The sequence below is a fragment of the Actinomyces respiraculi genome (assembly GCF_014595995.2).
Classification (GTDB): Bacteria; Actinomycetota; Actinomycetes; order Actinomycetales; family Actinomycetaceae; genus Actinomyces; species Actinomyces respiraculi.
Window position 1 is genome coordinate 1,407,088 of record NZ_CP063989.1, and the last position, 16,791, is coordinate 1,423,878.

At 71.9% G+C, this 16,791-nt stretch carries 11 protein-coding genes; 7 read left to right on the forward strand and 4 right to left on the reverse strand.

The window, feature by feature from the left end:
* The first annotated feature begins 36 nt into the window (after nucleotides 1-36).
* Entirely contained in the window at nucleotides 37-2,361 is a 2,325-nt protein-coding gene (locus tag ID810_RS05885) for a RelA/SpoT family protein (protein ID WP_166855036.1), read from the forward strand.
* On the opposite strand, the gene ID810_RS05890 is transcribed toward ID810_RS05885, so the two are convergent.
* Together ID810_RS05890 and ID810_RS05895 are read right to left on the reverse strand one after the other, a co-directional pair.
* Nucleotides 2,352-2,996 carry a hypothetical protein gene (locus tag ID810_RS05890; RefSeq protein WP_166855035.1) on the reverse strand — a complete coding sequence of 215 codons (645 nt, stop codon included), beginning with the start codon at nucleotides 2,994-2,996 and terminating at the stop codon, nucleotides 2,352-2,354. The genes ID810_RS05885 and ID810_RS05890 overlap by 10 nt on opposite strands.
* A 233-nt stretch (nucleotides 2,997-3,229) precedes the next feature.
* Nucleotides 3,230-4,861 (reverse strand): DUF349 domain-containing protein, encoded by a 1,632-nt coding sequence (locus ID810_RS05895; RefSeq protein ID WP_166855034.1) that lies wholly within the window; start codon nucleotides 4,859-4,861, stop codon nucleotides 3,230-3,232.
* Nucleotides 4,862-5,121: 260 nt separating this feature from the next.
* On the opposite strand from ID810_RS05895, the gene ID810_RS05900 reads away from it, so the two are divergent.
* From ID810_RS05900 to ID810_RS05925, 6 genes are all read left to right on the forward strand, one after another.
* A complete protein-coding gene (locus ID810_RS05900) occupies nucleotides 5,122-6,795 on the forward strand; it encodes an ATP-binding cassette domain-containing protein (protein ID WP_166855033.1) in 1,674 nt (557 codons plus the stop codon).
* Between the two features lie 195 nt (nucleotides 6,796-6,990).
* The gene (locus tag ID810_RS12820; protein WP_166855032.1) at nucleotides 6,991-7,236 is read left to right on the forward strand and encodes a hypothetical protein; all 246 of its coding nucleotides are present in this window, start codon (nucleotides 6,991-6,993) and stop codon (nucleotides 7,234-7,236) included.
* A gap of 189 nt (nucleotides 7,237-7,425) precedes the next feature.
* Nucleotides 7,426-8,235, forward strand: coding sequence for an MBL fold metallo-hydrolase (locus ID810_RS05910; protein ID WP_166855031.1), 810 nt, complete (start codon nucleotides 7,426-7,428; stop codon nucleotides 8,233-8,235).
* Nucleotides 8,236-8,438: 203 nt separating this feature from the next.
* The gene (gene hisS, locus ID810_RS05915) at nucleotides 8,439-9,854 is read left to right on the forward strand and encodes a histidine--tRNA ligase (RefSeq protein ID WP_166855030.1); all 1,416 of its coding nucleotides are present in this window, start codon (nucleotides 8,439-8,441) and stop codon (nucleotides 9,852-9,854) included.
* A 3-nt stretch (nucleotides 9,855-9,857) separates the two neighbouring features.
* A complete protein-coding gene (locus ID810_RS05920) occupies nucleotides 9,858-11,624 on the forward strand; it encodes a dynamin family protein (protein WP_166855029.1) in 1,767 nt (588 codons plus the stop codon).
* Nucleotides 11,621-13,300 carry a GTPase gene (locus ID810_RS05925; protein WP_166855028.1) on the forward strand — a complete coding sequence of 560 codons (1,680 nt, stop codon included), beginning with the start codon at nucleotides 11,621-11,623 and terminating at the stop codon, nucleotides 13,298-13,300. Before ID810_RS05920 ends, ID810_RS05925 begins: the two co-directional genes overlap by 4 nt.
* Here ID810_RS05925 and ID810_RS05930 read toward each other — a convergent pair.
* Complete coding sequence (locus ID810_RS05930; RefSeq protein WP_166855027.1) at nucleotides 13,272-14,894, reverse strand: cation:proton antiporter family protein; 1,623 nt, start codon at nucleotides 14,892-14,894, stop codon at nucleotides 13,272-13,274. The two genes, ID810_RS05925 and ID810_RS05930, sit on opposite strands and share 29 nt — an antisense overlap.
* Nucleotides 14,891-16,615 carry a cation:proton antiporter family protein gene (locus ID810_RS05935; RefSeq protein WP_166855026.1) on the reverse strand — a complete coding sequence of 575 codons (1,725 nt, stop codon included), beginning with the start codon at nucleotides 16,613-16,615 and terminating at the stop codon, nucleotides 14,891-14,893. The genes ID810_RS05930 and ID810_RS05935 overlap by 4 nt, the downstream gene beginning before the upstream one ends.
* Nucleotides 16,616-16,791 lie beyond the last annotated feature (176 nt).

Here is a 16,791-nt window from a genome sequence, read left to right on the forward strand (position 1 = left end):
CACCGTTGGCGGCGCGCGTGGTCCTATGATCCGGCTATGACGGACACGCGCAGCACCACCGACGCAGCCGACGACACCCTCGTCCCCGGCTCCCGGGTGCGCAGCCGGCTGGCCTGGTTCGGGTCCCGCGGACACTCCACGCCCGCCGCCATCGAGCCGCTGCTGCGCGCCCTGCGTGCCAACCACCCCAAGGCGGACACGAGTCTCATCGTGCGCGCCTACCAGGTGGCCGAGAAAGCCCATGAGGGCCAGAAGCGTAAGTCCGGCGAGCCGTATATCACCCACCCGGTGGCGGTGGCCACGATCCTCGGTGAGCTCGGCATGACCCCGCAGACCCTCGCGGCCGCCCTGCTGCATGACACCGTCGAGGACACCGACTACTCGCTCGAGCGCCTGCGGGCCGACTTCGGTGACGAGATCGCCCTGCTCGTCGACGGCGTCACCAAGCTTGACAAGCTCCAGTACGGTGACGCCGCCCAGGCTGAGACGGTGCGCAAAATGATTGTCGCGATGTCCAAGGACATCCGCGTGCTGCTCATCAAGCTTGGGGACCGGCTGCACAACGCGCGCACGTGGAAGCACGTGTCCAAGGAGAACGCGGCGCGCAAGGCCAAGGAGACCCTGGAGATCTACGCCCCGCTGGCGCACCGCCTGGGCATGAACACGATCAAGTGGGAACTGGAGGACCGGTCCTTCAAGGCCCTCTATCCGGGCGTGTACGACGAGATCGAGCACATGGTCGCCGAGCGCGCGCCCGCCCGTGAGGAGTACCTGCGCCAGGTCCGCCTGCAGATCGAGGAGGACCTGCGGCTCAACAAGATCAAGGGCACCGTCACCGGGCGGCCGAAGCACTACTACTCGATCTACCAGAAGATGATCGTGAGGGGTAAGGACTTCGACGACATCTACGACCTCGTGGCTGTGCGCGTCATCGTCGACACCATCCAGGACTGTTACGCGGTCCTCGGCGCGCTGCACTCGCGCTGGACCCCGATGTCCGGACGTTTCAAGGACTACATCGCAGTCCCCAAATTCAACCTCTACCAGTCCCTGCACACCACGGTGGTCGGTCCTGACGGCAAGCCCGTGGAGATCCAGATCCGCACCCATGAGATGCACCGCATGGCGGAGTACGGTGTCGCGGCCCACTGGAAGTACAAGGAGGACCCCAACGCCTCCGGCCCGGCTCCGGTGCGGGGCAAGGGCGAGGAGGACGCCGGTGAGATGGCGTGGCTGCGCCAGCTCGTCGACTGGCAGAAGGAGACGCAGGACCCCACCGAGTTCCTGGACTCGCTGCGCTACGAGATGGCCGGCACCCAGGTCTACGTCTTCACCCCCAAGGGTGACGTGCTGGCCCTGCCCAGCGGCTCGACGCCCGTGGACTTCGCCTACGCCGTGCACACGGAGGTCGGTCACCGCACGGTGGGCGCGAGGGTCAACGGGCGCCTGGTCCCGCTGGACACGCGCCTGGAGAACGGCGACAACGTCGAGGTCTTCACCTCCAAGGCGCAGGGCGCCGGGCCGAGCCGCGACTGGCTCAGCTTCATCGGCTCCAACCGGGCACGCAACAAGATCCGCTCCTGGTTCTCCAAGGAGCGGCGCGAGGAGGCCATCGAGGAGGGCAAGTCCCTCATCGCGCGTGCCCTGCGCAAGAAGGATCTGCCGATCCAGCGGCTCATGAGCCACGAGTCCCTGACGGACGTTGCCAAGATCCTCGACAAGGGCGACATCGACGGCCTGTACGCGGCGGTCGGGGAGGGGCATGTCTCCGCCCAGCACGTCGTCGACACGTTGGTGGCGGCGCTGGGCGGCGAGGCGGGCACGGAGGAGACCCTGGCCGAGGGCGTCCTGCCGACGAAGGCCGCGCGCGCCCACCAGCGCCCTCGCTCCGACTCAGGCGTCATCGTCGAGGGCATGGACGAGGGGGACATCTACGTCAAGCTTGCGCGCTGCTGCACACCCATGCCCGGCGATCCCATCGTCGGCTTCATCACGCGCGGCTCCGGGATCTCCGTCCACCGGGCGGACTGCCAGAACGTCGACCATCTCCAGCGCGAGCCCGAGCGGATCGTGGCGGTGCGCTGGGCGGACCACGCGCAGTCCGCCTACCTCGTGCAGATCGACGTCGAGGCCCTGGACCGCGGCGGGCTGCTGGCCGACATCACGCGAGTGCTCGCGGACAACCACGTCAACCTCATGAGCGCGAATATCTCGACCAGCCGGGACCGGGTGGTGACGGCCCGCTTCGTCGTGGAGCTGGCCGCCCCCAGCCACCTGGACCACACCCTGTCCTCCCTGCGCCGTATCGACGGCGTGTTTGAGGCCCACCGCTCGACCTCCACCTCCCGCCGTCACGGCTGAGCGGAAGGCACGAGCGCCTCGATGATCCTCCGGGCGCGCGGCCGGCCCCGGCAGGCGGCACCCCGGCAGCGGGTCAGTGCCAGGTGCAGTTCGGTGCTGTTCAGCCCGAGGGACCGGGCGGTCAGGACCACCTCGACGGCGCGGGCCGGAACGGCCGTACGCGCGAGGTCCACTACCGCTCGCGCCAGGCCCAGGCACCGCAGGCCACCGAGTGTGACGACGTCGCAGGGCGGCACCGACCCGCGGTAGACGACCGTGCCAGGGCCGCGGCCTTGGCGTGAGGGGATGATGAGGGCCAGGGATGAGGGTGCGCGCCCGCCGGTGTGCACCCACAGGGCGGCCTCGCCGCCGACGACGGCGCCGCGGGGGACGAGAGCGGCCAGGGCGCGCGCCCGCTGGACAGGGGTGCGCAACAGGTCCGTGGGCACGGCTGTGCCGACGACGTCTGTGAGGATCCTGGCGTCGAGACGTGCGTCGCGCAGGACGGCGCGCTCGTAGGCTTCGAGTGCCCCGAGGGCGGGGCGTGTGGGGCGCAGGACTGGGGCGCGCAGAGCCGCCAGGGCCGTGGCGCGCGGGCCCGCGCTGGAGGCGGAGGCAGTGGGGGTGCCGGTGGGGGAGCCGAGGCGGTGCGTCATGAGCGCATCGTGCACCGCTGGGTGCTCTTAGCACGAGGCGTGAGCCGAGGCTGTGGACAGGTGGCGGCAGGCGGGCGGCCGGGTCTGTGAATTGACGGTGGGCCTGCATGTCTGTGGACCGGTGGGACAGGCAAACCGGCCTGTGGACGGAGGAGGACGTGGCGGGCCCCGCCACCCCGAGGGCGACGGGGCCCGCCACGTTGGTCAGGAGCGTGGCTCCCGGCCGTGCGCGTTCAGGCGCGGCTGGACAGGCGCACCTGCTCCAGCCAGGCGCGCCGGGCGGTGAGAGCAGCCTCAGCCTCTGCGACCTTCTTCGTGTTGCCGGCGCTGCGGGCGGCCTCGAGGTCGCGCTCGAGCGCGGCGATGGAGTCCTCGAGCTGGCCGGCCAGCCCCTCAGCACGCGCCTTGGTCTCAGGGTCGCTGCGGCGCCATTCGGCGTTCTCCGCGTCGCGGATGGCGTCCTCGACGGCGCGCATACGGCCCTCGATGCGGCGCACGGCAGCCCTGGGCACGCGGCCGACCTCCTCCCAGGCGTCCTGGATCGGGCGCAGGGCCTTCTTGGCGACCTTGACGTCCTTGATCGGCAGCAGCGCCTCGGCCTTGGCGACGAGCGCCTCCTTGACCTTGAGGTTCTCGGCGTACTCGGTGTCGGTGGCCTCGTCCTTGGCGCGGCGAGCGTCGAAGAAGACCTGCTGGGCGGCGCGGAAGCGGGCCCACAGGGCGTCGTCCTCCTTGCGGGAGGCGCGTCCGGCCTTCTTCCACTCCTCCATGAGGTCGCGGTACTTGGCGGAGGTGCCCGCCCAGTCCGTGGAGCCGGAGAGCTCCTCGGCGCGCTTGATGAGCGCCTCCTTGGCGGCCTTGACCGCGGACTGCTTGGCGTCGAGCTCGGAGAAGTACTGACGGCGGTGGCGGTCGAAGGTGGTGCGGGCGTGGCTGAAGCGCTTCCACAGGCCGTCCTCGGTGGGGCGGTCCAGGCGCGGGCCACGGCGCTGGGCACCCTTCCACTGCTCGAGCAGGTCGCGCAGCTCGGCGCCCGAGTTCTTCCACTGCGTGCGGCCCGGGTCCTGGTCGGCGATGGCCTCGGCGCGCTCGACGAGCGCGGTGCGGTCCTTGAGCGCCTGCTCACGGGCGGCGGCACGCTCGGCGTTGACCGCGGCACGCCGCTCAGAGGCGACGTCCTTGAGGGCCGCGAAGCGCGCACGCAGACCCTCGAGGTCGCCGACGGCGGCCGGCGCCTTGAGCGACTCCTCCAGGGAGGAGACCGTGGAGTCGATCTCACGCACTGAGAGCTGGGGCAGGCGCGTGGCGAAGAGGTCGACGGTGGCCTTGAGGTCGAGGAACCGGCGCACGTAGAAGGCCAGGGCCTCGGCGATGGGGGCGTCGGGGAACTGACCGACCTCGCGCTCGGTGTCGGCGTCCTGGACATAGACACGGCCCTCGCCGTCGACGCGGCCCCACTTGGCGGCGTCCATGGCCTCCTGGGGGTCGACCTCAGGCTCGGCGGGCGCGGTGGGGGTGGGGACGGCGGCGGGTGACGCGGCGGGCTCAGAAGCAGCCTCGGACGTCTCGACAGGCACCTCAGCGGCCTCACTGGCCTCAGCGGGCGCCTCGCTCGCCTCGGCGGTGGCCTCAGGCACGTCGGTGTCGGCGGCCGGGGTGGCCTCACTGTCCTCAGTGGCCTCGGCCGCCTCGGGCTCCTCGTCGGTCTTCTCACTGGTCTTCTCGTCGGACATGCCGACGGCGGCGGACACGGCGGCGTCCTGCTCGGCGGGGGAGGTGGCGGCCTCGACGGCCGTCTGCTCAGTCGTGGCGGTGGGCTCGAGGTCCACGACGCCCTCGGTGTCCGGCTGGGTCTGCTCGGTCACGGTGTGCTCCTTCATGGGTTGACGGGGTGGGACACGGTGGTCCGTTCCGTTCTCGCCCGGCGCGCGGCCGGATGATGGGTGCCGCCTCGGCAGGAGGCAGCACCCGAAAGTCTACGTGCTCACCGGTGTTCCGGCGCCATCGCGCGGCTGGAAACGGTCCTGGTAATCTCAGCCCGTGATCGTTTGAGCCCCTGCCCCTCCGGCCGAAACCGCCGGAGCCGGGTCACGCCCCGCCCGTACCGCTGCGCCCAGGAGCCCTCATGCCCGCGATCACTCTCATTGACCTCACCTTCTCCCACACTGCCGAGCCGCTGCTCGAGAGGGTCTCCTTCACCGTCGTCGACGGCGAACGCGCCTGTCTCGTGGGTCCGAATGGCTGCGGTAAGACCACCCTGCTCCAGCTCGTCACCGGAGCCCTCGCCCCCGACTCCGGCAGCGCCACCGTCACCGGCCTGGATGACTGGGGCTGTGGGCTGCGCCCGGCCCCGGACGTGCTCACCATGACGGGCAGCGTCGGGGACTACCTCGACGCCGCCACCGCGGCCCCGCGCGACCTGCTCACCCGCTTCGACGAGGTCGCCGCCGCCCTCGCCTCCTCGCCGTCGGCGGCCGACGAGACCCGCCTGACCCGCGAGTACGACCACCTGCTGGCCGCCATGACCGCCGCCGACGTGTGGGGGCTGGAGGCGCGCATCGAGCAGACCCTCGCCGGTCTCGGCCTCGCGGCGCTCACCGGGCCCGAGGGCCGAGGACGTGACCTCCTCACCCTCTCGCCGGGCCAGCGCGGACGCCTGGAGCTGGCCGCGACACTGCTGGCCTCGCCGTCGGCCCTCATCCTGGACGAACCCACCAACCACCTGGACGACGAGGCCATCGCCTACCTCACCGCCTTCCTCATCGACTTCGGCGGGCCGGTGCTGCTCGCCAGCCATGACCGCGCCTTCCTCGACGACGTCGCCACGGTCCTGCTCGACCTCGACACCGCGCCTTGGCAGGCGCTGGTGACCGCCGAGGGCGCCCCGGCTCTGCCGGGTGTGCAGCGCTGCGCCGGCACCTACACGGACTACCTCGTGCGCAAGGCGGCTGCCCGGGCCGGCCATGCGGCCCTGCACACCGCCCAGCAGGAGGGCAAGAGGGACATCCGGGCCCACCGGCGCGCCAGCGAGGACATCGCCCGCGGTGGGGTGCGGCTGAAGGAGGCATCCGGCAAGCAGAAGAAGTTCTTCGCCGACCGGGCCTCGAAGACCTTCACGCGCCGCGCCCACCACGACGACCGCAAGATGGAGGCCCTGACCGCCCGCGAGGTGCGCAAGCCCCGCGAGTACCGCCTTCACCTCGACCTGCCGCCGGTGGCCGCTGGAGCGGGCGTGGCCCTCGCCGCGCGCCAGGCCGCCGTCCCCGGACGTCTCGCCCCCGTGACCCTTGACCTCAGGGTCGGCGAGCACCTGCTGCTCACCGGCCCCAACGGCTGTGGCAAGAGCACCCTGCTGCGTTGGGCCGCCACCGGCCGTGCCCCGGCGGAGCAGGCCACGGGCACGCTCACCCTCGACGGAGCCCTCGCTGTCGTGCCCCAGCGGCTGCCGCGCCCCGGCGACAGGGGCCTGGACGAGGAGACCTGGGCCCGCGGCATCGGCGAGCGCGGCACCGGGGTCCTGCACCCCGCCTACTGGCACCGGTGCGTGGGCGAGCTGTCCGCGGGCAACCAGCGGCGTGTGCAGCTCGCCCTGGCGGCCGCGGCGGCCCCAGAGGTCCTGGTCATTGATGAGCCGACCAACTACCTCGACCTGGACACGATCGAGGCGCTGGAGCAGGCGCTGGCGGGGTGGAGCGGGACGCTGCTCGTTGCCAGCCACGACCGTTGGCTGACCCGGCACTGGGTGGGTCGGCGCCTGGAGATGGAGCCCGCCCGGCCCGCCTCCGGCGCAGTGCGGTAGCCCGAGCCCCGGCGGTGTCCCGGCAGCCGGACGGCGGTGTGACGATGGTCTGATGGCAGTCGGCTCGGGCGTGGCAGCATGGGATACCGTGCCCAGCCCCACCACGCGACGCCTTGGTCTGCTTGTCAGCCCGGACCCATCGGCGCTCATCCCACTGGGCATCGTGGGGCAGTCCGTGGTGGGCGCGGTGGCGATATGCCCTTCACCCCTGGGTGGTTCGGCGCGACCTTCCCCATTGGCGCGCTGGCGCTGGGAGGGATCCTGCTGGGGCCTTCGACGGCGGCTCGGCCCGTGACCTGGATGGGGCAGACGGCGGCCGTGGTGCTTGTGGGTACGGTGTCGCCCGCCCTGGTCGGTGCGGTGGTGCGGCTTGCACGCTCACGCTTTTCGGCCTCTGTCGAAAACCGCAGGATTCCGCGGTTTTTGAGATCGGCGTGGTGAAGAGCTTCGGCTCCCATGTGCAAGGGCACCCGCGATGCACATGGGAGCCGAGGCGACCCCCTCAAACCCCAGGACAACCGTTAACAACTGTCACATGAGCGTGCAAGCCCCTCCCTGCGGGGTCGCGACTGAGTGCGTGACCGCGGGCTCGGCTCGGGACTGGGGCGTCGCCCCCGGTAGGCTGGGCGCATGATCCTCGAGCGCACCCTCGCCGCCGTCTTCGGAGCCAACTGCTACGTCCTGGCGGCAGGGCCCGACCGGTCGGCCCTCGTCGTCGACCCCGGGGCCGGGGCCACCCGGGGAGCCCTGGCGCTGCTGCGCTCGAACCGGCTCACGCTCGGCGCAGTTCTGCTCACCCACGCTCACGCCGACCACGTGTGGGATGCCCAGAGGCTCATCGATGCCGCCCACGCCGAGGGCCTGTTGTCATCGGACGACGCCGTCACGGTGCCGGTGTACGTGCCCGAACCGGACCGCTACCGCCTCGAGGACCCGGACGCGACGACGGGCATCCGGGCCAGCGGCATGGGCTTCGCCGAGATGGCGGGCAGCCCCTGGCTGGCGCCGACGGACCTGCGGGCCTTCCCGGCCGAGGGCTTCACCCGGGCCTTCGAGATCGTCCCCGGTGTTGGGCTGCAGGCGGTGGCCGCCCCCGGCCACTCGGAGGGCTCCTCGATGTTCTTCCTCAACGCCCGCCTGGGCGACAACCAGCTCCTCTTCGAGGCGGAGGTCCTCGACGACCCCTCGGCGATCGAGGAGAGGGACTACCTCGTGGCCTTGTCCGGGGACGTCATCTTCAAGGGCAGCGTGGGGCGCACGGACCTGCCGGGCGGCGACCAGGTGCAGATGTGGGCGACGCTGCGCTTCCTGGCCTCCGCGATTGCCCCTGAGACGGTGCTGCTGCCCGGGCACGGCGCCGTCACCACGATGGAGCACGAGCACCACGGCAACCCGTACCTGGCCGAGGCCAGGATCAGAGGAGGGGACCGGCGGGCCTGAGCGGAGCGAGGGCCGGGGCGGGCACGGCGCCGTCACCACGATGGAGCACGAGCACCACGGCAACCCGTACCTGGCCGAGGCCAGGATCAGAGGAGGGGACCGGCGGGCCTGAGCGGAGCGAGGGCCGGGGCGGGCACGGCGCACAACTACGGCGGGCCTGAGCGGAGCGAGGGCCGGGGCGGGCCTCATGACACAATGCGCGCATGTCATCAGCACAGGTACGTCCGGCGCAGTCCTCCCTCTCCGGGTTCCCCGAGTGGCTCCCCGCGGGCCGCGTCGTCGAGCAGGCCTTCATCGACCAGCTGCGCCGCACCTTCGAGCTGCACGGCTTCTGCGGGATCGAGACGCGCGCGGTCGAGCCGCTAGCCCAGCTGACGAAGAAGGGCGAGACCTCCAAGGAGGTCTACCTGCTCTCGCGCCTACAGGCGGACCCGCGGGACCGTGACTCCACCGACCCGTCCAAGCAGCTGGGCCTGCACTTCGACCTCACCGTGCCCTTCACCCGCTACGTGGTGGACAACGCGGGTGTGCTCACCTTCCCCTTCAAGCGCTACCAGATCCAGAAGGTCTGGCGCGGTGAGCGCCCCCAGGAGGGCCGCTTCCGCGAGTTCTACCAGGTCGACATCGACGTCGTCGGGGACGGCGCCCTGCCCCTGCACTACGACGTCGAGGTCCCCCTCGTCATGAGCGAGGCCCTGGCGGCCCTGCCCATCCCGCCGGTGACGATCCACGTCTCCAACCGCAAGGTCGCTCAGGGCTTCTACCAGTCCGTCGGCATCGGTGAGGACCAGCTCATCGAGGTGCTGCGCGTGGTGGACAAGCTCGACAAGATCGGTGCCCAGGCCGTGGCCGACGAGCTCGTCAGCACCGTCGGCACCACCGCGCAGCAGGCCGCCGCGGCCCTGAGGCTGGCGACAATCACGGGACAGGAGCCCGAGGCCGTGCGCGAGGCCGTCCTGGCGGCCCTTGAGGGCGCCGCGCCGCACGAGCTGCTGCTCACCGGCCTGGACGAGCTCACCGCCCTGCTCGACGCCGCCCACCGCCGTCGCCCGGGTGCGATCATCGCGGACCTCAAGATCGCCCGCGGCCTGGACTACTACACGGGCACGGTCTACGAGTCCTTCATGGCCGGTGCCGAGGACCTGGGCTCGGTGTGCTCCGGCGGACGATTCGACAACCTCGCCACCAACGGCAAGCGCACCTTCCCGGGCGTGGGCATCTCCATCGGCCTGTCCCGGCTGCTGTCGCGCGTGCTCGCCGACGGCCTGGTCGAGGTCAGCCGGGCGGTGCCCACCGCGGTGCTCGTGGCCGTCACCGACGAGGAGCACCGCGCGGCCTCCGACACCGTCGCGGACACGCTGCGTCGCCGCGGCATCTCGGCGGACGTGGCCCCCACGGCCGCCAAGTTCGGCAAGCAGATCAAGTTCGCGGACAAGCGCGGCATCCCCTTCGTCTGGTTCCCGGGGGCCGACGGCGAGGGCGACTCCGTCAAGGACATCCGCTCGGGCGAGCAGAGCCCGGCTGAGGCTGAGACCTGGCGGCCCGCCGACGACGCCGACCTCACGCCGCAGCTTCAGCCCGTGGCGACGGCGGAGCCCGACACCGGCGGGCAGGGCTGAGCGATGGACAGAGGGGCGGGCAGCGCACACGGACCGGCCGCCGGCACCACCGTCACCGAGGCGGCTCTGCGCCAGCTCCAGGAGGACCTGTCCGGCCTCCACCTGCCCTACACGCTCGCGGGCGCGGACCGCGCTGTGGGCACCTCCCGCCTCCTGCGCGACCAGCTCGGCGACTACGTGCTGCCGCGCCTGTGGGCGATGGACGCGCCCCTGCTCGCCGTCGTCGGCGGCTCCACGGGCGCGGGCAAATCCACCCTCGTGTCCTCGCTCGTGCGCCGCCAGGTGAGCGTCTCCTCCGCCATCCGTCCGACGACGCGCCGGCCCCTGCTGTTACACGCCACCGGCGACGGGCCCTGGTTCGAGGACGGGCGTGTGCTCGGCTCACTCGCTCGCGTGCGTGTGGCTGAGGCGGCCCCACCCACCCCTGCGGGTGCCCACACGCCCCGAGAGGTTGAGGTGCGCGCCTGCTCCAGTCTGCCGCCGGGCCTGGCCCTGCTGGACGCGCCCGACGTCGACTCGGTCGTCGACGACAACCGCGCCCTGGCCGCCACCCTGCTGGCGGCCGCCGACCTGTGGATCTTCGTCACCACCGCCTCCCGCTACGCCGACGCCGTGCCCTGGGACCACCTGCGCGGGGCGGCCGCACGCGGGGTCGTGACCGCCGTCGTCCTGGACCGCGTGCCCACGGACGCCACCGAGACGGTCACGGGTGACCTGCGCCGTCGGCTCGACGCCGCGGGCCTGGCAGGCGCACCCGTCTTCGTCGTCCCCGAGACCCCGCTTGAGGCCGATGGTTTCCTGCCGGACGCGTACGTGGCGCCGCTGCGCCACTGGCTGGGCACGCTGGCGGCTGACGCGAGCGCCCGAGGCGAGGTGGCCCGCCAGACCCTCACCGGTGCCCTCGGCTCAGTCCTGAGCCAGATGGACGGCCTCCTAGAGGCCGTGCGCGCCCAGGACGCCGAGCACGACCGCCTGGCCGCAGCCGCCGTCACCGCCCACGCCGAAGCGCTGGAGCGGATCACCATGGCGAGTGCGGACGGCTCCCTGCTGCGCGGCGAGGTGCTGGCCCGCTGGCAGGAGTTCGTCGGGACGGGCGAGCTCTGGCGCGGGCTCGAGTCGCAGGTCGGTCGCCTGCGCGACCGCGTGACCTCCACCATCCTGGGGCGCCCGGCCCCAGCCGACCGCGTCGAGGAGGCCATTGAGTCCTCCGTGGCGAACCTGCTCGTCGGCGAGACCCAGCGGGCCGCCCTGGAGACCGAGCGGGCCTGGCGACGGGCGGGCAGCGCCGCCTGGCCGCTGTCATCCGCCCTGTCCGCGCTGGCGACAACGGCTGAGCGCGCCCGGCAGGGCGAGGACCTGGTGCGCCACTGGCAGGGCGACATCCTCGACATGGTCCGGGCCGAGGGAGCGGGCAAGCGCCTGGGTGCACGCCTGCTGTCCCTGGGCGTCAACGGCGTCGGCGTCGCCCTCATGGTCGTCGTCTTCGCCCACACCGGTGGCCTGACCGGCGTGGAGGTGGGTGTCGCGGGCGGCACCGCGCTGGTCGCGCAGCGCCTGCTCGAGGCGGTCTTCGGGGACCAGGCGGTGCGCGACCTCACCCGACGCTCCCGCCTGGTCCTCGGCCAACGCGTGGCGGCGCTTTTGGACGAGCAGGAGTCCGTCTTCACCTCCGCCCTGCCCATACCGTCTCCCAGGCCCGAGGTCCTTGACGAGCACGCCCGTCAGGCCTCTGACGCCGTTGGGGCGCTCACGCGAGAGATGACGCGATGACAGCCACCAGCCCAGATACCGTGGGCGCCCGCAGCTCCCAGGACCCCCTCGCCCTGCTGGCGCGGCTGGTCGAGATCGGCGACGGCCTGCTGCCCGCTGAGGTGCTCGACCCTGCTCGCGACCTCATCGAGCGCGCCGGTCAGCGTCGGCTCATCGCCCCGGGCATCCAGGTGGTCGCCCTGCTGGGGGCGACCGGATCGGGCAAGTCGAGCCTCTTCAACGCGGTCTGTGGGGCAGACCTCGCGCCGACGGCCGTCACCCGGCCGACGACGACTCAGCCCCTGGCCGCCCTGCCCGCCCAGCCCTCGGCCGAGACCGTGGCCGGTGCCGCCCGGCTGCTGGACTGGCTCGAGGTCGATCAGCGCGTTCAGCTGCCCGAGACCCCGTCCTGGGGGCCCGCCGCTGTCGGCGTGGGGCGCAGCACCGTCCTGCTCGACCTGCCCGACATCGACTCCGACACCCGCCACCACCGTGTGGTGGCCGAGCGCCTGGCCTCCCTTGTCGATGTCCTCGTGTGGGTCCTGGACCCCGAGAAGTACGCCGACGCCGTCATCCACCATGACTTCATCGCCCCCATGGCCGAGCATGCCGCCGTCGCCGTCGTCGCCCTCAACCAGGTGGACCGCCTGGGCAGGGACGAGCGGCAGCAGGCCGTGCGTGACCTCACCCGCCTGCTCGCCCAGGAGGGTCTGGCGGACATCGACGTGGTGGAGGTCAGTGCCCGCACCGGGGAGGGGGTGCAGGAGCTGCGCGTGCGCATCCGTCAGGTCGCCGAGTCCGACGACGTCACTGCCCGGCGTCTGGCGGCGGACGCCCGCACCCTGGCGGCTCGGGCGCGCGACAGCCTCAGGCAGCAGGCCTCGTACGCGCAGGCAGTCACTGGCGACGGCGGTCGTGAGGCGCTGGAGGAGGTTGCGCGGCGCGGCGCGGGCACTGAGCGCGTGGCGAAGGCCGTGGAGGCCTCGATGCGCCTGGAAGCGGCCCGCCGTGTCGGCTGGCTGCCGCTGCGCTGGCTGGTGCGCCTGCGTGTGGATCCGCTGCGCCGCCTGCACCTCGGGGACGCTGCGGCACGGCGGCCCCAGGCCGCGGGCGAGGAGGCCCCGGTGGCCCGGACCTCGGCTCCCGCGATGGGTGCGGCCGAGTCCTCGGCCCTGCGTGCTGCCGCTCACGCCTACGTGGTGGGCCGCTCACGCGACCTGCACCCTGAGGCCCAGGACCGGGCCGTTGAGCGCTGCGGCACCGGGGTGGAGGAGCTGGCCGACCGGCTCGACGCCGCCGTCGCACGCACGGACCTGGAGCAGGGCAAGCTCCCGCGCTGGTGGACGCTCGCCAACGTCCTGCAGGTGCTCCTGGCACTGGTGGCACTGGTGGGCGGCGGGTGGCTTGTGGTCCTGCACGTCATGAGCCATGTCCTGCTGCTGACGGTGGACCCGCCGCGCTGGGGCATCGTGCCCTGGCCGACCCTCCTGCTGGTGGGCGGCCTGGCTGTGGGGCTCGTGCTCAGTTGGGTGGGCACGCTCCTGGCACGCGTGGGCGCCTCACGGCGCGGTGCGCGCGTGCGCCGACGTCTGAACCGGGCAGTGGCGCAGGTCGTGGGCGCCACGCTGGTCGAGCCGCTGGAGGAGGAGCTGGCCCGCCTTGAGGAGGTCAGCGCCCTGCTGGAGCGTTTGCGTTGACGGGCCCGCGCGGGACCGTGACGGCATCCGCCAGAGCGGTTCCGACGCCCTGGTAGACATTGATGACGGTGTCGACACCGCGCTCGTGCATCTCCAACGCCTCGTCGTCGAAACGTGCGACGGCGACCACCTCGCCGGCGAAGCCGTGACGCTCGATCCAGTCCAGGACCCGCAGGTTCGCCCCCGGTTCCGGCATGGCCAGGACGGCGGTGCGCACCTCCCCAGCCCCCAGACGCAGCCAGAAGTCGGTGTCGGTGGCATCGCCCTCGATGACGTTGATCCCGAGGGCGGACAGGCCCTGGACCTTGTCGGTGTCCGAGTCGACGGCGAGGACGGGCAGGGGGGCGTTCTCGCCGTGGCGGGGGAGCTGGGAGACGAGCCGACGGTAGGTGCTGCGTCCCACACGCCCCATGCCGAAGACGACAACCTCCACACCTGTGAGGTCCACGGGCGCTTCCGTCGGGTGCAGGGCGTCGGGGGCGTGGTCGGGCAGGGCGTGGGAGAACAACCGCACGAGGCGCCCGGGGCGCTTGTTGACGACGCTGGCGAGGATGAAGGAGCCGGCGACGGCCAGGGACAGGGCTTGGAGCCACTCGCTGCCGAGCATGCCCTGGGTGACGCCCACGCCTGCGACGACGAGCGCCAGCTCGGAGTAGGAGCCGACGGCCAGGCCGGTCAGGACGGCGCTGCGGTGGCGCAGGCGCATGGCCCACAGCACGCCCGTGTAGACCGCCGAGCGCAGGGGCACGAGGGCCAGGAGGGCCAGGCCCATGATGAGGGCCCCCGGTCCGGGCAGGCCGGCTGTGCCGATGGAGACGAAGAAGGCGACGAGGAAGAGCTCCTGGACGGGGCGGAAGGACTCGGCCAGGTCGGTAGAGCTCGGGTGCGAGGCGAGCAGGGCGCCGACGACGAGGGAGCCGAGGGTGCCGGGCAGGCCGACGATCTCGAAGAGCTCGTAGCCGGGCAGCAGGGCGACCGCGATGCCGAACAGCGTGTACATCTCACGGTGGGAGATGTGTGAGAGCACCCAGCCGGCGAGGTAGCGGGCGGGCCACAGCAGCACGAGGAGCAGCGCCCAGGGGCTGGGGGTCTGGCCGGAGATGAAGATGAGCAGGGCGATGGAGGCCGTGTCCTGCAAGATGGAGGTTCCGACGGCGATGCGCCCGTAGTGGGCGGAGCCGTCGTCGCGCTCCTCGAGGATCTTCATGATGACGATGGTCGAGGAGGAGGCGAGGGCGAAGCCGACGACGAGGGCGGCGCCCCACCCGGCCATGTGGCCCACGCCGACCCCGACGACGAGGGCGAGGAAGCCGACGACGAGGCTGGTCACGGCGATGAGGATGAGCATGGTGATGGCCGCGGTGCCGGAGACGACCCGCCGTGACAGGGCGCGGGGCTCGAGGTCCAGTCCGATGGAGAACAGCAGGAGCGCCGCACCCAGGTCTCCGACGGTGCTGACCCAGGAGATCGTCGGCAGACCGGCCGCCCCGAGGACGAAGCCTGCGGCGATGTAGCCCACGAGCGGGGGAAGGCGCATGAGCGCGGCAGCGAAGCCGAGCAGGATCACGGTCAGGAGGTAGGCGGCGGCGGTCATGTGGTCCTTCCGAGAGGCTGGTGGCTGGGGCGCGCTCCGGGCGGCTCAGCCGGTGGCGGGCTCAGGGTGGGCGCTGACCCGGTGGCGGGCTCAGCGGCTGATTCAGTGGCGCTCTCGTGCGTCTGCGTGCACTCGGGCCCATGCCGGTCGCACGAGTCGGGATCGAGGGCCTCGACGGCCTCGGCGAGGGAGGCGCCCAGCCCGTCATAGACGTTGAGGACGACGTCGACGCCCTTGGCGCACATCTGCTTGGCCTCGTCGTCGTAGCGGGCGATGGCGAGGATGCGGCCGGTGAAGCTCGAACGGCTCAGCCACTCGATGACGTGGAGGTTGGCGCCCGGGTCCGGCATGGCGAGGACGGCCTTGGTGGCGTGCACGGCGTCCAGACGCTGCCAGAACTCCTGGTCGGTGGCGTCGGCCTCGAGGATGTTGTAGCCCTTGGCGGCGAGCTGCTCGACCTTGCTGGCGTCGTTGTCGATGCCGAGAACCCCGCGCGCGCCGTCGGCGTACAGGCGCGCGTAGGTGGCGCGGCCGATGCGGCCCATGCCGAAGATGACGGTCTGCACGCCGGTGAGGTCGAGGGGCCGCTCCTCTGGGTGCAGGGTGTTGGCGGGGCGGTGGGGGATGAGATGGGTGATCCAGGTGATGAGGGCGGCGGGGCGGCGGTTGACGACGGCCGAGAGCATGAAGGACAGGGCCAGGGCGAGCGAGACCGCGGCGGTCCACTCGCCCCCGAGGACGCCGTGCTCGACGGCGACGGCGACGACGATGAGCGCGAACTCGGAGTAGGCGGTCATCGCCAGGCCGGTGAGCGCGCTTGTGCGCCGTCGCATGCGCAGCACGCGCACGGTCACCGTGTACACCACGGCCCTGAGGGGGACCAGGACGAGCAGGACGCCGGCAAGGATGAAAGCACCGGTGCCGGGGACCCCGTCCATGCCGATGGACAGGAAGAAGCCGACGAGAAGCAGCTCCTTGATGGTGAACAGGGAGCTGGAGAGCTCCTTGGCGGCCGGGTGGGAGGCCATGAGGGCGCCCATGAGCAGGGCGCCGAGGTCGCCGTCGATGCCAAGGGCATCGAAGAGGAGGTAGCCGGGCAGCAGGGCGACTGCGATGCCGAACAGGGTGCGCATCTCACGGTGGTCGATGCGGTCGAGGACCAGGCCCAGAAGCTTCGCCCCGGGCCACAGCAGGACAAGCGCCAGTGCCCAGGGGCTCGGGGTGCGCCCGGAGGTGAAGGTCATGTACACGACGGCGGCGATGTCCTGGACGACGAGGACGCCGATGGCGATGCGCCCGTACAGCGAGCCGGTGTCATCGCGCTCCTCCAGGAGCTTGATGACGACGACGGTCGAGGAGAAGGACAGGGCGAAGCCGAGCAGCACCACTCCGGTGGGGGTGACGGTGTCCACCTGCAGGCCGAGCAGGAGCAATCCGCCGATGACGACAGCGCCGAGGCCGGTGAGCAGGACCATGGTGGCGACGGCGGTGCCGAAGACCTCCCGGCGCGTAAGGGTGCGAAGGTCGAGCTTGAGGCCGATCGTGAACAGCAGGATCGCGACGCCGACGTCGCCCATGACGTCGACGACCGGCAGGTTGGGCAGCCCCGAGGAGCCGATGACGAATCCTGCGATGAGGAAGCCGACGAGGGGCGGCAGGTGCAGGAGGGTGGCGGCGAAGCCCAGAATGACGACGGCGAGAAGGTAGAGGGCTGGGGTCACAGTCGTGCCTCTCGTGCCGGGCAGGTGTCAGTGGTGGTGTCTGGCCCGTGCAACACGAATGCTGCCGCTGTTATTCCCACGTGCGGCCGATTGCTCTCGCTGCTTGTCGTGTGGCCTGAGGTGCTCGGCTGGTGGACACGGGGCGGGTACGGGTGTGGGCCGACACCTTCCGGTAC

Coding starts and splice junctions, on each gene's coding strand:
- ID810_RS05900 (WP_166855033.1), top strand. CDS start 5,122: ATGCCCGCGATCACTCTCATTGACCTCACCTTCTCCCACACTGCCGAG.
- ID810_RS05910 (WP_166855031.1), top strand. CDS start 7,426: ATGATCCTCGAGCGCACCCTCGCCGCCGTCTTCGGAGCCAACTGCTAC.
- ID810_RS05890 (WP_166855035.1), bottom strand. CDS start 2,996: ATGACGCACCGCCTCGGCTCCCCCACCGGCACCCCCACTGCCTCCGCC.
- ID810_RS05885 (WP_166855036.1), top strand. CDS start 37: ATGACGGACACGCGCAGCACCACCGACGCAGCCGACGACACCCTCGTC.
- ID810_RS05920 (WP_166855029.1), top strand. CDS start 9,858: ATGGACAGAGGGGCGGGCAGCGCACACGGACCGGCCGCCGGCACCACC.
- ID810_RS05930 (WP_166855027.1), bottom strand. CDS start 14,894: ATGACCGCCGCCGCCTACCTCCTGACCGTGATCCTGCTCGGCTTCGCT.
- hisS (WP_166855030.1), top strand. CDS start 8,439: ATGTCATCAGCACAGGTACGTCCGGCGCAGTCCTCCCTCTCCGGGTTC.
- ID810_RS12820 (WP_166855032.1), top strand. CDS start 6,991: ATGCCCTTCACCCCTGGGTGGTTCGGCGCGACCTTCCCCATTGGCGCG.
- ID810_RS05925 (WP_166855028.1), top strand. CDS start 11,621: ATGACAGCCACCAGCCCAGATACCGTGGGCGCCCGCAGCTCCCAGGAC.